10 protein-coding genes and 1 riboswitch are annotated in these 13,324 nt (G+C 61.3%); of the genes, 8 read left to right on the top strand and 2 right to left on the bottom strand.

Annotated elements, in window-relative coordinates:
* The 6 genes from IHN22_RS10275 to ribE all read left to right on the top strand — a co-directional run.
* Window positions 1-1,363 (top strand): DNA topoisomerase (locus IHN22_RS10275; protein ID WP_300986364.1); only part of this gene is annotated, 1,363 nt, incomplete at its 5' end.
* A 32-nt stretch (window positions 1,364-1,395) separates the two neighbouring features.
* The gene (locus IHN22_RS10270; RefSeq protein WP_087188228.1) at window positions 1,396-2,781 is read left to right on the top strand and encodes an alanine/glycine:cation symporter family protein; all 1,386 of its coding nucleotides are present in this window, start codon (window positions 1,396-1,398) and stop codon (window positions 2,779-2,781) included.
* Window positions 2,782-2,828: 47 nt separating this feature from the next.
* A riboswitch (FMN riboswitch) is annotated at window positions 2,829-2,946 on the top strand.
* 121 nt (window positions 2,947-3,067) lie between these two features.
* Window positions 3,068-4,174 carry a bifunctional diaminohydroxyphosphoribosylaminopyrimidine deaminase/5-amino-6-(5-phosphoribosylamino)uracil reductase RibD gene (gene ribD / locus IHN22_RS10265; protein WP_191435152.1) on the top strand — a complete coding sequence of 369 codons (1,107 nt, stop codon included), beginning with the start codon at window positions 3,068-3,070 and terminating at the stop codon, window positions 4,172-4,174.
* Window positions 4,155-4,784, top strand: a complete 630-nt coding sequence (locus tag IHN22_RS10260) for a riboflavin synthase (protein WP_191435150.1) — start codon at window positions 4,155-4,157, stop codon at window positions 4,782-4,784. Before ribD ends, IHN22_RS10260 begins: the two co-directional genes overlap by 20 nt.
* Before the next feature lie 15 nt (window positions 4,785-4,799).
* A complete protein-coding gene (locus IHN22_RS10255) occupies window positions 4,800-6,029 on the top strand; it encodes a bifunctional 3,4-dihydroxy-2-butanone-4-phosphate synthase/GTP cyclohydrolase II (protein WP_087389491.1) in 1,230 nt (409 codons plus the stop codon).
* A gap of 1 nt (window position 6,030) precedes the next feature.
* The gene (gene ribE, locus IHN22_RS10250) at window positions 6,031-6,498 is read left to right on the top strand and encodes a 6,7-dimethyl-8-ribityllumazine synthase (RefSeq protein WP_087188224.1); all 468 of its coding nucleotides are present in this window, start codon (window positions 6,031-6,033) and stop codon (window positions 6,496-6,498) included.
* Window positions 6,499-6,541: 43 nt separating this feature from the next.
* On the opposite strand, the gene IHN22_RS10245 is transcribed toward ribE, so the two are convergent.
* Complete coding sequence (locus IHN22_RS10245) at window positions 6,542-7,444, bottom strand: RluA family pseudouridine synthase (protein WP_191435149.1); 903 nt, start codon at window positions 7,442-7,444, stop codon at window positions 6,542-6,544.
* Window positions 7,445-7,584: 140 nt separating this feature from the next.
* Between IHN22_RS10245 and hemW the strand changes: the two genes are divergently transcribed.
* Window positions 7,585-8,787: a radical SAM family heme chaperone HemW gene (gene hemW, locus IHN22_RS10240; RefSeq protein WP_087389488.1), complete on the top strand. Its 1,203-nt coding sequence runs from the start codon at window positions 7,585-7,587 to the stop codon at window positions 8,785-8,787.
* Between the two features lie 95 nt (window positions 8,788-8,882).
* The gene (locus IHN22_RS10235) at window positions 8,883-11,900 is read left to right on the top strand and encodes a phosphodiester glycosidase family protein (RefSeq protein ID WP_191435147.1); all 3,018 of its coding nucleotides are present in this window, start codon (window positions 8,883-8,885) and stop codon (window positions 11,898-11,900) included.
* Between the two features lie 50 nt (window positions 11,901-11,950).
* On the opposite strand, the gene malQ is transcribed toward IHN22_RS10235, so the two are convergent.
* Window positions 11,951-13,324, bottom strand: a 1,374-nt coding sequence (malQ, locus tag IHN22_RS10230) for a 4-alpha-glucanotransferase (RefSeq protein WP_191435146.1), incomplete at its 5' end; no start/stop codon positions are given.

The following is a 13,324-nucleotide window of genomic DNA, read 5'->3' as shown; positions in this document are numbered from 1 at the left end:
CGACCTGACCGAGCTGCAGCGGGATGCGAACAAAAAGTACGCCTACTCCGCCAAGGAAACCCTGTCCGTCATGCAGAACCTCTATGAGGTCCACAAGATCCTCACCTACCCCCGCACCGACTCCCGCTATATCTCCGACGATGTGGTACCCACCCTGCCTGAGCGGCTGCGCAGCGTGATGATCGACGAATACGCTCCCCTGGCCCGGCAGATCATGAGCCATCGCCCCCTCCAGACCCGCTACCTGGTAAACAACGCCAAGGTGAGCGACCACCACGCTATCATCCCCACCGAGGAGCAGGTGGACCTGTGGCGGCTGTCCGGGCCCGAGCGCAACATCTTCGACCTGGTGGCACGCCGGTTCCTGGCGGTGCTGCTGCCCCCCTTCGAGTATGAGGAGGTCTCCCTCAAGCTGACCATCGACGGCGAGACCTTCCACGCCCGAGGCAAAATCGTGAAGGAGCCGGGCTGGAAGGCGGCCTATGATCGTTCCTTCGACCTGGAGGAGCCCGAGGATGAAGAGGAGCGGGAACAGTCTCTGCCCGACCTGCGCCAGGGGGACAAGCTGCCTGTGCTGTCCGTCCGGGCCAATGTGGGCAAGACCGCACCTCCCAAGCGGTACACCGAGGCCACCCTGCTCACCGCCATGGAGCACCCCGCCGCCCAGGTCCAGGACCGGGATCAGAGCAAGATCCTGGAGGAAACCGGCGGCCTGGGCACCCCCGCCACCCGGGCAGATATCATTGAAAAGCTGTTCTCCGCTTTCTATATCGAGCGCCGGGGCAAGGAGTTGGTACCCACCTCCAAGGGGGTCCAGGTAGTGGGGCTGGCCCCTTCTGACCTGCGCTCGGCCTCTCTCACCGCCCAGTGGGAAAAGCGGCTGGGAGACATTGCCCAGGGCAAGGAGAAGGAGGATGCCTTCGTGGGCGAAATGAAGGGCTACGCCTCCCATCTGGTGGCCCAAGTGAAGGCCAGCGACGCCACCTATACCCACGACAATGTGACCCGTGAGAAGTGCCCTGACTGCGGCAAATTTCTGCTCAGCGTCAAGGGTAAACGGGGCAAGATGCTGGTGTGTCCCGACCGGGAGTGCGGCTACCGCCGCTCGGTGACCCAGACCACCAACGCCCGCTGCCCCAACTGTCACAAGAAGATGGAGCTGCGGGGCGAGGGAGACAAACAGCTCTTCGCCTGCGTGTGCGGCTACCGGGAGCGGCTCAGCGACTTCAAGAAACGGCGGGAGACCAAATCCGCCGGTAAGGGAGATGTGCGCCGCTATCTCCAGCAGCAGGAACAGCAGAAGGACAGCGGCAGCTCCGCCATGGCCGAGCAGCTGAAAAAGTGGCTGGAACAGAACAAATAAGAGAGAATTAGAGAGAGAAAAGAGGGATTTCTATGGATGTAATCGTATCCTTCATCAACTGGCTGGACGACTTTATCTGGGGTATCCCCATGATCGTGCTGCTCTTCGGCACCCACCTGTTTATGACGGCACGCACCGGCTTCATCCAGCGCAAAACCTTTACGGGCATTCGCCTGTCAGTGACCCGTGACCCCGACTCCCCCGGCGACGTGAGTCAGTTTCAGGCCCTCACAACTGCTCTGGCCTCCACCATCGGCACCGGCAACATCATCGGCGTGGGCACCGCCATTTTCCTGGGCGGCCCAGGCGCGGTGTTCTGGTGCTGGATCGCCGGCATCTTCGGTATTGCCACCAAGTACGCCGAGTCCCTCATCGCCGTAAAGTACCGGGTCCGCACCCCCGACGGCAAAATGCAGGGTGGCGCCATGTACGCCCTGGAGCGGGGCCTGGGCCTGAAATGGCTGGGCGTCCTCTTTGCCGCCCTGGCCGCTCTAGCCTCCTTCGGCATCGGCTGCGGCACCCAGATCAACGCCATTGCCGAGGTCATTGAAAACAACATTCCCCTGCCCATTCCGCCCATCGTGGTAGGCATTGTAGGCGGCCTGCTCACCGCCATCGTTATCATTGGCGGCATCAACTCCATTGCCAGCGTCTGTGAAAAACTGGTACCCTTCATGGCCGCCTTCTATGTACTGGGCTGTATCATCATCCTTGGCTTCAATTACGACTTCATCCTCCCCGCCATCGGCGCCATTGTTCGTCTGGCCTTCACCCCTGGCGCGGTGGCCGGCGGTCTGGTGGGTCAGGGTCTGATGATCGCCATGCGCTTCGGCGTGGCCCGCGGCCTGTTCTCCAACGAGTCCGGCATGGGCTCCGCCCCCTTAGTGGCCTCCGCCGCCCAGACCCGCAATCCGGTGCGTCAGGCCCTGGTGTCCGCCACCGGCACCTTTTGGGACACAGTGGTGGTGTGCCTCATGACCGGCCTGGTGCTGGTATCCACCATTATGAAAAATCCCGCCATCAACATGGCCGACATCACCGACGGCGGCAAGCTGACCACCCTGGCCTTCTCCCAGATCCCCGTACTGGGACCGGTAATTCTGGTGGTGGGTATCATCACTTTTGCCTGGTCCACCATCCTGGGCTGGTCCTACTACGGCGAACGGTGCGCCCAGTATTTGTGGGGCAAGAAGGCCATTCTCCCCTACAAGATTCTCTTTGTAGCCGTTGTGGTGGTGGGCCCCGTGCTGGCTCTGGACCTGGTGTGGACCATTGCTGATATCCTCAACGCCCTCATGGCCATCCCCAACCTGATCGCGGTTCTTTTGCTGTCCGGAGTCATCGCAAAAGAGACGAAATATTACCTGAGCCACCTGGACGAAGTGGACACCACGGAGATCCCCAGCGTAGATAAATAGTTGACAACACTTTTCCACAGTGCTATGATAAGGCCAACAAGTTCATATGCAGTCTTCAGGGCAGGGTGAAATTCCCGATCGGCGGTAAAGTCCGCGAGCGCGTAAGCACAGGATTTGGTGCAATTCCAAAACCGACAGTTAAAGTCTGGATGGAAGAAGACGCCGGTGGGAATGAATCTTACCCCTGCTTTATATCCGTTTCATTCCGCCCCGTAGATGCTTTCTCAGCGCCCCGAAGTTGCTTCGGGGCGCTTTTTTCGTCCCGAAAAAGGAGGGACAAGCGAATATGAACGACACCAACTATATGGGGCTGGCTATAAAGCTGGCCCAACAGGGTACCGGATGGACCAGCCCCAATCCTCTGGTCGGGGCGGTGCTGGTGAAGGAGGGCCGCATCATTGGCCAGGGCTGGCACCGCCGCTGCGGCGGCCTCCACGCCGAGCGGGAGGCTCTGGCTGCCTGCACAGAGGACCCGACAGGAGCCACCCTGTATGTCACCCTGGAACCCTGCTGCCACCAGGGCCGCCAGCCCCCCTGCACTCAGGCCATTCTGGATGCGAGCATCGCCAAGGTGGTCATCGGCTCCCGGGACCCCAACCCCCTGGTCCACGGCAAGGGAGCGGCCCTGCTGCGGCAAGCCGGGGTAGACGTGGAAGAAGATTTCATGAGGGACCAGTGCGATACCCTGAACCCGGTATTCTTCCACTACATCACCCACAAGACTCCCTATGTGGCCATGAAATACGCCATGACCGCCGACGGCAAGATCGCCTGCCATACCGGCCTGTCCCAGTGGGTCACCGGAGAGACCGCCCGGGCTCACGTTCAGACTCTGCGGCACCAGTACCGGGGTATCCTGGTAGGGATCGGAACGGTGCTCCAGGACGACCCCATGCTCACCTGCCGGATGGAGGGCGGCCGCAATCCGGTGCGCATCATCTGCGACTCCCAGCTACGCATCCCCCTCACCTCCAACCTGGTCCGCACCGCCAAGGAGGTGCCCACCATCGTGGCCTGTGCCTCCCCCATGCCTGACAAGCGGGCTGCCCTGGAGGGCCTTGGGATCACAGTACTGGACCTGCCCGGCGCCGACGGCAGAGTGGACCTGCCCGCCCTGATGACAGAGCTGGGAAAACGGGAGATTGACGGCATCCTGCTGGAGGGGGGCGGCGGACTCAATGAGTCCATGCTGCGGCAGGGGCTGGTACATAAGGTCTACTGCTACCTGGCCCCCAAGCTCTTTGGCGGAGCGGAAGCCAAAAGCCCGGTGGAGGGCCGGGGAGTGGACCGCCCGGAGGACTGCTGGCAGCTCTCTTCCCCCACCTGCACCCCCATGGGCGAGGACCTGCTGCTGGAATACGAGGTGATACAGAATGTTCACAGGAATCATTGAAGAACTGGGCACCGTCCGCAAAGTGGGAGCAGGCAGCCTGGAACTGGCCGCCCGTACAGTACTGGAGGGCACCAAGCTGGGGGACTCTATCGCGGTAAATGGGGTGTGCCTGACGGTAACCGCCCTCTCCCCCGCCGGTTTTACCGCCGACGTGATGCCGGAAACCTTCCGGCGCACTGGGTTGGGCGGACTGCATCCCGGCTCCCAGGTCAATCTGGAGCGGGCCATAGCGGCAGATGGACGTTTTGGTGGCCACATCGTCACCGGCCACATTGACGGTACCGGCACCGTAACCTCTCTGCGTCGGGAGGGCAATGCGGTGTGGGTCACCATTTCTGCCGCCCCGGAACTGCTCTCCGGCATTGTGGAGAAGGGCTCCATCGCCATTGACGGCATCAGTCTGACGGTAGCCGCCGTCACTGACCGGGATTTCTCCGTCTCCATCATCCCCCACACCGGGGCCCAGACCACCCTGCTGGACCGGAAGGCGGGAGACACTGTCAACCTGGAGACCGATATTTTGGGAAAATATGTGGCCAGACTGCTGGGCCGGGAGGCTCCCAAGTCCTCCGGCATCACCATGGAATTTCTGGCTCAACACGGATTTTAAAGGAGGATACATACCATGGGATTTGCCACCATTGAGGAGGCCCTGGAGGAGCTGCGGGCCGGACACCTCATCATGTGCATCGACGACCCGGACCGGGAAAATGAGGGCGATCTGATCTGCGCCGCCCAGTTTGCCACCACCGAGAACGTAAACTTTATGGCAGTCCATGCCAAGGGCCTGATCTGCACCCCCATGTCGGAGGCTGTGGCCGCCCGGCTGGGGCTGGAGCAGATGGTAAAGGTAAACACCGATAACCATCAGACCGCCTTCACCGTATCCATTGACCATGTGGACACCACCACCGGCATCTCCGCCGAGGAACGTGGCTTCACTTGCCGCCGGTGCGCCGCTCCCGACGCCAGGCCGGAGGAGTTCCGGCGACCCGGCCATGTGTTCCCCCTGGTGGCCCGCCGGGGCGGGGTGCTGGCCCGCAACGGACACACCGAGGCCACGGTAGACCTGTGCCGCCACGCAGGCCTTGCCGAGTGCGGCCTGTGCTGCGAGATCATGCGGGAGGACGGCACCATGATGCGTACCACCGAGCTGCTGGAAAATGCCGCCGCCTGGGGCATCAAGGTCATCACCATCAAGGATCTCCAGGACTACTGCCGCCTCCACGACAAGCACGTGATCCGGGAGGCGGTGGCCAAAATGCCCACCAAGTATGGTGACTTCACCATCTACGGCTACACCAACGATCTCACCGGCGAGAGCCATGTGGCTCTGGTCAAAGGCGATATTGGGGACGGCATGGGTGTGCTGTGCCGGGTCCACTCCGAGTGCCTTACCGGCGACGTGTTCGGCTCCCAGCGGTGCGACTGCGGCCAGCAGCTGGCCGCTGCCATGGAGCGCATCGAAAAAGAGGGCCGGGGCGTGGTGCTCTATATGCGGCAGGAGGGCCGGGGCATCGGTCTCATCAACAAGCTGAAAACCTACACCCTCCAGGAGCAGGGCTATGACACGGTGGAGGCCAACATCAAACTGGGCTTCGCCCCCGACCTGCGGGAGTACTGGATCGGGGCTCAGATTCTTCGAGATCTGGGAGTCAAGGAACTGCGGCTGCTCACCAACAACCCGGACAAGATCTACGGTCTGTCCGGCTTTGGCCTGGAGATCACCGAACGCGTTCCAATCGAGATCGCGCCCCAGGAACACGACCATTTCTATCTGTGGACCAAACGTGAAAAAATGGGCCACCTGCTGGAGCAGGTGACCGACGACGATAAGATTCAGGGAGGTATTTGACATGAACATTCTGGAAGGAAAACTGATCGGCAGCGAAAGCCTGCATATCGCCATTGTGGCGTCCCGATTCAACGAGTTTATCGTGAGCAAGCTGCTCTCCGGCGCGGAGGACGGCCTGGTACGTCACGGCATTCCCACCGAGAACATTGACGTTGCCTGGGTACCCGGCGCCTTTGAGATTCCGGTAGCCGCCCTCCACCTGGCCCAGAGCGGCAAGTATGACGCGGTAATCTGCCTGGGCGCTGTCATCCGTGGTTCCACCTCCCACTACGACTATGTGTGCGCCGAGGTGTCCAAGGGCGTGGCTCAGGCCTCTCTCCAGACCGGCAAGCCGGTGCTCTTCGGGGTACTCACCACCGACACCATTGAGCAGGCCATCGAGCGTGCCGGCACCAAGGCAGGCAACAAGGGCTACGACTGCGCCCTGTCCGCCATTGAGATGGTCAATCTCTTCAGCAAACTGGGCTGAAACAGAACTAAAAGGGGCTGCTGCATTTTGCAGCAGCCCCTTTTTAACGCAGCAGCACTGCCATATCATCCGGCAGAGGTGCAGTCCAGTGGAGAGCCGCCCCGGTGATGGGATGGGTCAGAAAGAGCTCTGATGAGTGGAGGGCTGGCCGGGCAATGAGACCCTTGTCCTCCCTGCCGTAGAGGAAGTCGCCGGTGAGAGGACAGCCCAGCCATGCCATGTGAACCCGGATCTGATGGGTGCGGCCCGTCTCCAGAATGAGCTCTACCAGGGTCCGGTTCCCTGTCTGTTCTACTACCCGGTAGCAGGTGGCCGCAGGCTGGCCCGCCGGATCCACCTGACGCTGGATCAGAGAACCAGGGACCCGCCCGATGGGGACCTCCACCCTCCCCTGTTCCGGCACCGATACCCCGTCGCACACCGCCAGATAGATCCGCCGAAAGGCAGCCGTATGGAGCTGCTCCTTCAGCCGCTCCTGGGCCAACGGGTGTTTGGCAATCACCATCAGGCCGGAGGTACCCCTGTCCAGCCGATGGACCGGATGGACCCCCGCCGGTTCTCCCTTCTGCTGGTAATAATAAGCTACATAGTTGCACAGGGTCTCTCTGCCGTTGCCTGGTCCAGGATGAACCGGTACACCGGGGGCCTTGTTGACCACCAGCAGGTCGTCGTCCTCATAGACCACATCCACCGGCCCAGGCGTGGGGGCCACAGCCTCAGGCCGCTCCGGATCGTCCACCCGCACCGAGAGAACCTGTCCCGCCGCTGCCCGCTGGCCGGTGATAGCCCGGACGCCATCCAGCAGGATGCCGTCCTCCAACCATTTGATCCGTTTGATCACAGTACCTGACAGTCCCAGCTCCCGGCGCAACAGGGTGTCGATCTTCTCTCCATCCCATGCCGAGGCCACCGTCAGTATCAGCCGCCGTCCATCCTGTTGGGGCATTGTGTCCCCCTCCTCTCTTTTTTGAGTATAGCATGGCAGGCTATGCTTTTCAAATTGAGCTTTTTCATGTATAATAGTTAGATAAGCAAGTGATACTTGGGTAGCACCACTGCACCTTTCCAGGAAGCGAGGCGCCGTCTATGGCAGAAAAACTGGGTATCTACATCCACATTCCCTTTTGCCGCAGCAAATGCGACTACTGCGATTTTTACTCTCTGGCCGGGCAAGAGGGACGGATGGACGACTACCAGAAGGCCTTACTGGCCCATCTCAAGGAAACCGCCCCTCAGGCCAGGGGCTGGCAAATCGATACTGTCTACTTTGGAGGCGGCACACCCAGCTTTTATGGAGAAAAGCGGCTGCGGGAGCTGCTGCGGCTGATCGCCAAACGCTTTGATCTGGCTAAGGACGCAGAAATTACCGTGGAGTGCAATCCGGACAGTGTGGATCTGAAAATGCTCCAGGCCCTCCGTCGGGCTGGGGTCAACCGGCTCTCCCTGGGCGTTCAGTCCGCCTGTGACCAGGCCCTCCAGAGCCTTCACCGCCCCCATACCTTTGAACAGGCGGTTCAGGCGGTCACCCTGGCACGGCAGGCCAAGTTTCAGAACCTGAGTCTGGACCTGATCTACGGTCTGCCCGGTCAGGATCTGGCAAGCTGGCAGGACACGGTGGAGCAGGTTCTCACCCTCAAACCGGAGCATCTGAGCTGCTACGGCCTGAAGGTGGAGTCGGGTACCCCTCTGGACTACCGGGTCTCCCGGGGCGAAAAGCTGCCCGACGATGACGCCCAGGCGGATATGTACCTCTGGACCGTGGAACGGCTGGAAAAAGAGGGCTACCGCCAGTATGAAATCTCCAACTTCGCCCGTTCCGGCTATCAGTCCCGCCATAATCTGAAGTATTGGATGGGCCATCCCTATATTGGCTTTGGCCCCGGCGCTCACTCCGACTTCGGCGGGCGGCGCTACTCCTTTATCCGGGACCTGGAGGGCTATATCTCCGGCGTTTTGGAGGGAGGCGTGGTGATCGACTCCTCCGACTTGATCCCCGCCCGGGAGCGGGGCAGTGAGTACCTCATGCTCCGGCTGCGTACCACCCGGGGCATTGAGGAGTGGGAATACCGCCGGGAGTTCTTCCTGGACTTCGACCCCATCGAGCAGAAGCTGGAGGACTATGAGCGCCACGGTTGGGCGGAGCGCCACGACCGCCGCTGGCATCTGACCCCCAAGGGTTTCCTGGTGTCCAATCAGCTCATTGGAGATCTGCTGGTGATCCAGGAAGAGGCGACCCTGGAGAAAACTCTTCCTCGATTGAAACAGGGCCGCCCCGAGGACGCAGAATAAAGATTTGGGTACAAATACCCCCGCTTGTTTACAAGCGGGGGTATTTGTGTTAACATAACGTATGTATCTTTTCACCCTACCACAGGAGGACAATCATGAAGCACTTCATCCGGCGATGCGCCGCAGCAGGCCTGGCTCTGGCCCTGACGGTCACTGCGGCGTCGGCCTCATACGCCCTGGGCTGGGACCTGCACACAGGACAGGTCCCTCTGTCTCAAGGCGCCACTCTGGGAAAAAGCATTTTCTGGAGCGACACCTACTCCGATCTGCGCCACGAGTACTACATCTCTTACAGCCCCAATGAAAATGTAGTGCCCACTGTGGCCTACGGAAACAAGGTACTGGACCGGCTCACCCTGTCCAGCATGGCCAAGAATCTGGAAAACCAGGGGAAGCGGGTAGTCTCCGGCATCAACGGAGACTGGTATGTACTCTCCACCGGCTCTACGGTAGGCCTGCTGGTCACCGATGGCGTGGTGCGGGCCACCCCCTACTACAACAACTCCTGGGCCATTGGCTTCAACGAGGACGGTACCGCCTTCATCGGTCAGCCCGCCCTCTCCACCACCGTTACCTTTGACGGCGCCACCTATAAATTAAGCGGTGCCATCAACAAGGTCCGCAAGATCGCTGCCAGCGACACCAGCGGCGGACTGACCCTGCTCACCTCCGACTTTGCTTCCACCACCCAGAACACCGACCCCGGCGTGGACGTAATCCTCACCCCGGTGGACGACGGCACAGGAGTCTATGCCACTCAGCCCACCATCGGCAAGGAAGTCCAGTACACTGTGGACCAGGTACTGGAGTCCACCGGCAGCATCGCCATTCCCGAGGGCAAGGCCGTCCTCACCATGAATGCCAAAGACAACGCCGACATTCTGGCCAAGCTCCGCGCCCTCCAGCCCGGCGATACGGTGACCCTGTCCATCACCAGCACTGATGAGCGCTGGAACTCGGTTACCCAGGCTCTGGGCGGTACTTATAAGATCGTCACTGACGGCAAGGTGGTCTCATCCGGCCTGCCCTCGGAGCGCACCGCCTGGACTGCAGTGGGCGTCAAGGCCGACGGCACCGTGATTTTCTACACTCTGGACGGCAAGCAGTCCGGCTACAGTGTGGGCTGCACCCTGTCCCAGGCGGCTCAGCGCCTGGTGGAACTGGGTTGTGTGGAGGCCATCGCCATGGACGGCGGCGGCTCTACCACCATCGGCGCTACCTATCCGGACACCAATGGAATGCAGGTGGTCAACCGCCCCTCCGATGGCTCTCAACGCTCCAACAGCACCGCCATCTTCCTGACCACCACCCTTCAGCCCACCGGTGAGCTGGACAGCTACTATGTGACCCCCACCGACTCCATGCTGCTCTCCGGCGCCACAGTTCAGCTCTCCGCCACCGGCCTGGATACCAACTACTATCCCACCACCGGAAACACAGTATCCTGGTCCGTTTCTGACGGCGGCGGAACCGTCAATGAAAGCGGGCTCTTTACCGCCGGCAGCAAGAGCGGCTTCTACCAGGTCACTGCAACGGACGGTGAGCACTCGGGCACCGCCTATCTGACCACTGTGGCCACGCCGGACACCATCACCATTTCCAATGAGTCTACCGGCTCCAAAGTCACCTCCCTGAACCTGAATCCCGGCCAGCAAATCGATCTGAAGGCCTCCGCCACCTACCGCACCCTGGCTCTCACCGCCCAGGACACCTGCTTCACCTGGTCTCTGGACGCTTCACTGGGCACGGTAGATGCAAACGGTGTGCTGACCGCCTCCCAAAACAGCGGCAGCGGCAAGCTCACCGTCTCCGCCGGCGGCAAGAGCGTCACAATTCCCGTGACCATCGCCAGCCATGTCAAGACGCTGGATACCTGTGAGGGCAACCTGTCCTCCTTCCAGAATACCGATACCGCCACCGCCGAGGCAGAAACCGGCCTGGACTTTGTACACAACGGCAGCCAGAGCCTGAAGCTGTCCTATGACGCCACCAGCGGCTCCGCCAGTCTGTCTACCTCCCTTTCCATTCCCGAAGGGGAGAGCTGGCTGGGTATGTGGGTCTATGGCAACGGTTCGGGCAATACCCTGATGGCTACCACCGCTGACCAGGATGGGCAGACCCAGCAATTCCTCCTGACCGCTCTGGACTTCACCGGCTGGAAGTATGTCATGGTCCAGCTGCCCACCGGCGCCTCCTCCCTGTCCAGTCTGGATGTGGTCTATGGCGGCGGTGCGGAGCGGCAAATCGGCTCCATCTGGCTGGATCAGTTGGTCACTGCCAATCAGCAGGTTACTGATAACACCGCCCCCACCGTCTCCGTGTCGGTAAAGGGCACCCAGCTCACTGCCGCAGTCAAGGACGATCTGGACCAGACCATTCCCCAGAGCAATGTCACTCTCACCTACGACGGCAAGGTCCTGACCGGCACCTGGAATGAGAGCACCGGTACCCTCACTGCCACTCTGCCTGCCGCCGACAGCGGCTATCATCGGGTCACCGTTACTGCCTCTGATGCCAGCGGCAATCTGGCCCGGGCTTCCGCCGATGTGAAGCCCTCCTCCAGCCGGACCAGCCCCTTCGGCGACATGACCGGCCACTGGGCCGAACCCTATGCCACCTTCCTGTACGACCAGGGCATCTCCCAGGGTACCGGTGGAGCCACTCCCCAGTACGAGCCCAACAAGAACATCTCCCGGGCAGAGTTCTTCGCTCTGGTTGCCCGGTGGATGGATCTGGATCTGGAGCAGTATGCCAATGTGGAGCTGCCCTTTGCCGATGCCGACTCCATTCCCTCCTGGGCTCTCAACGAGATCAAGGCCATGTACAGCCTGGGTATCCTTCAGGGCGCCTCCAGCGGCGGCCAGCTGCTGGCCAATCCCATGTCCACCATCACCCGGGCAGAGGCCATCACCATTCTGGGCCGCACCCAGGCCAAGGGATACACCGCCAACGATCTAACCTTTGACGACGCCGGTCAGGTCCCCTCCTGGGCCCTCTCCTACACACAGATTCTGGTCACCCAGGGCGTAGTCAGCGGCAACAACAATCTGATCCGCCCCTCCGACTCCATCACCCGGGGCGAGGTGGCTAAGCTGCTGTACGCTATGCTGTAACATCAAACAGGCAAGAAAAAAGTGCGCTGACGCGCACTTTTTTCTTGCCTTTATTCTGTTTTGGGCAGCCGTCCGTATAGTTCCATCTGCCGGTGGAGTTTGGCCGCCAGTTCCGGGCTGTCAAAGCCCTCCTGCGCCCGCCAGGTCCAGTTGCGGCCCAGAGTGGAGGGGGTATTCATCCGGGCCTCGGAACCCAGGCCCAGCACATCCTGGATCTGCACCACAACAAACCGGCCCACGCTGCCCCAAACCGTCCGCATCATGCCCCAGTTCTCCCCCTCCTTTTCATCCAGGTGGAGGTATTCCCGGGCATAGGCCACATCCTCCGGCCGGGCGGTGACCAGCCAGCCCATGGCGGGCTCGTTGTCGTGGGTACCCACATAGACCACGCAGTTGACCGGATAGTTGTGGGGCAGATAGGCCGGTCCCTCCTTATCCCGGCTGTCAAAGGCAAACTGAAGCACCTTCATGCCGGGAAATCCGGTCTCATCCCGGAGCCGATGGACCGAGGGAGTGAGAAAGCCCAGATCCTCCGCGATGATCTCCTTTTTGCCCAGGGCCCGCTCCACCGCCTGAAACAGCTTGATCCCCGGTCCCTGCCGCCACCGTCCGTTCTGAGCGGTTGGCTCCCCATAGGGGATGGCATAGTAGGCGTCAAAGCCCCGGAAGTGGTCGATCCGCAGCACATCGTAGATCTCACACTGATAGGCGATGCGGCGCACCCACCAGGAGAAATTGTCCCGCTCCATGTAGTCCCAGTCAAAGAGGGGGTTGCCCCACAGCTGGCCGTCGGCGGAGAAGCCGTCGGGGGGACAGCCCGCCACCTCGGTGGGCCGCCGGTGTTCGTCCAGCTGGAACTGCTCCGGGTGGGCCCACACGTCCACGCTGTCGGCGGAGACATAGATCGGCAGGTCCCCAATGATTCGGATGCCTTTCCCATTGGCGTATTCCTTGAGTGCCTTCCACTGGCGGAAAAAGAGGTACTGCACCCCACGCCAGAAGGCCAGATCGGCGGCCAGGGCCCGGCGCACCCGGTTGAGTGCCACCCGGTCCCGGTTCTGAATGGCCGGTTCCCAGTCGGTCCAGGGTTCTCCGCCGTTGGCCTCCTTCATAGCCATAAAGAGGGCGTAGTCCTCCAGCCAGAAGGAATTTTCCTCGCAGAAGGCCCAGTAATCCGCGGTAGGTGCGGCCAGCAGCGCCTTGCAGGCCTTCCGCAGCACCGGATAGCGGTTCTGATACAGTTTGCCGTAATCCACCCGCTGGGGGTCGCTCCCCCAGTCCAGTCCCTCATAGTCCGCCCGGTCCAGCAGGCCGTCGGCCGCCAGGTCGTCCAGATCAATGAGGTAGGGGTTACCGGCAAAGGTGGAAAAGCTCTGATAGGGGGAATCTCCATAGCTGGTGGGACAGATGGGCAGGATCTGCCA

It is taken from the genome of Flavonifractor sp. An112 (assembly GCF_904377885.1).
GTDB classification, from domain to species: Bacteria; Bacillota; Clostridia; order Oscillospirales; family Oscillospiraceae; genus Flavonifractor; species Flavonifractor avicola.
This window is presented reverse-complemented; position numbering and strand designations above follow the sequence as displayed.

What these genes read in the sequence shown, in the direction of transcription:
- IHN22_RS10270 (WP_087188228.1), top strand. Translation starts at nt 1,396, where the DNA reads ATGGATGTAATCGTATCCTTCATCAACTGGCTGGACGACTTTATCTGG.
- ribD (WP_191435152.1), top strand. Translation starts at nt 3,068, where the DNA reads ATGAACGACACCAACTATATGGGGCTGGCTATAAAGCTGGCCCAACAG.
- IHN22_RS10260 (WP_191435150.1), top strand. Translation starts at nt 4,155, where the DNA reads ATGTTCACAGGAATCATTGAAGAACTGGGCACCGTCCGCAAAGTGGGA.
- IHN22_RS10255 (WP_087389491.1), top strand. Translation starts at nt 4,800, where the DNA reads ATGGGATTTGCCACCATTGAGGAGGCCCTGGAGGAGCTGCGGGCCGGA.
- ribE (WP_087188224.1), top strand. Translation starts at nt 6,031, where the DNA reads ATGAACATTCTGGAAGGAAAACTGATCGGCAGCGAAAGCCTGCATATC.
- IHN22_RS10245 (WP_191435149.1), bottom strand. Translation starts at nt 7,444, where the DNA reads ATGCCCCAACAGGATGGACGGCGGCTGATACTGACGGTGGCCTCGGCA.
- hemW (WP_087389488.1), top strand. Translation starts at nt 7,585, where the DNA reads ATGGCAGAAAAACTGGGTATCTACATCCACATTCCCTTTTGCCGCAGC.
- IHN22_RS10235 (WP_191435147.1), top strand. Translation starts at nt 8,883, where the DNA reads ATGAAGCACTTCATCCGGCGATGCGCCGCAGCAGGCCTGGCTCTGGCC.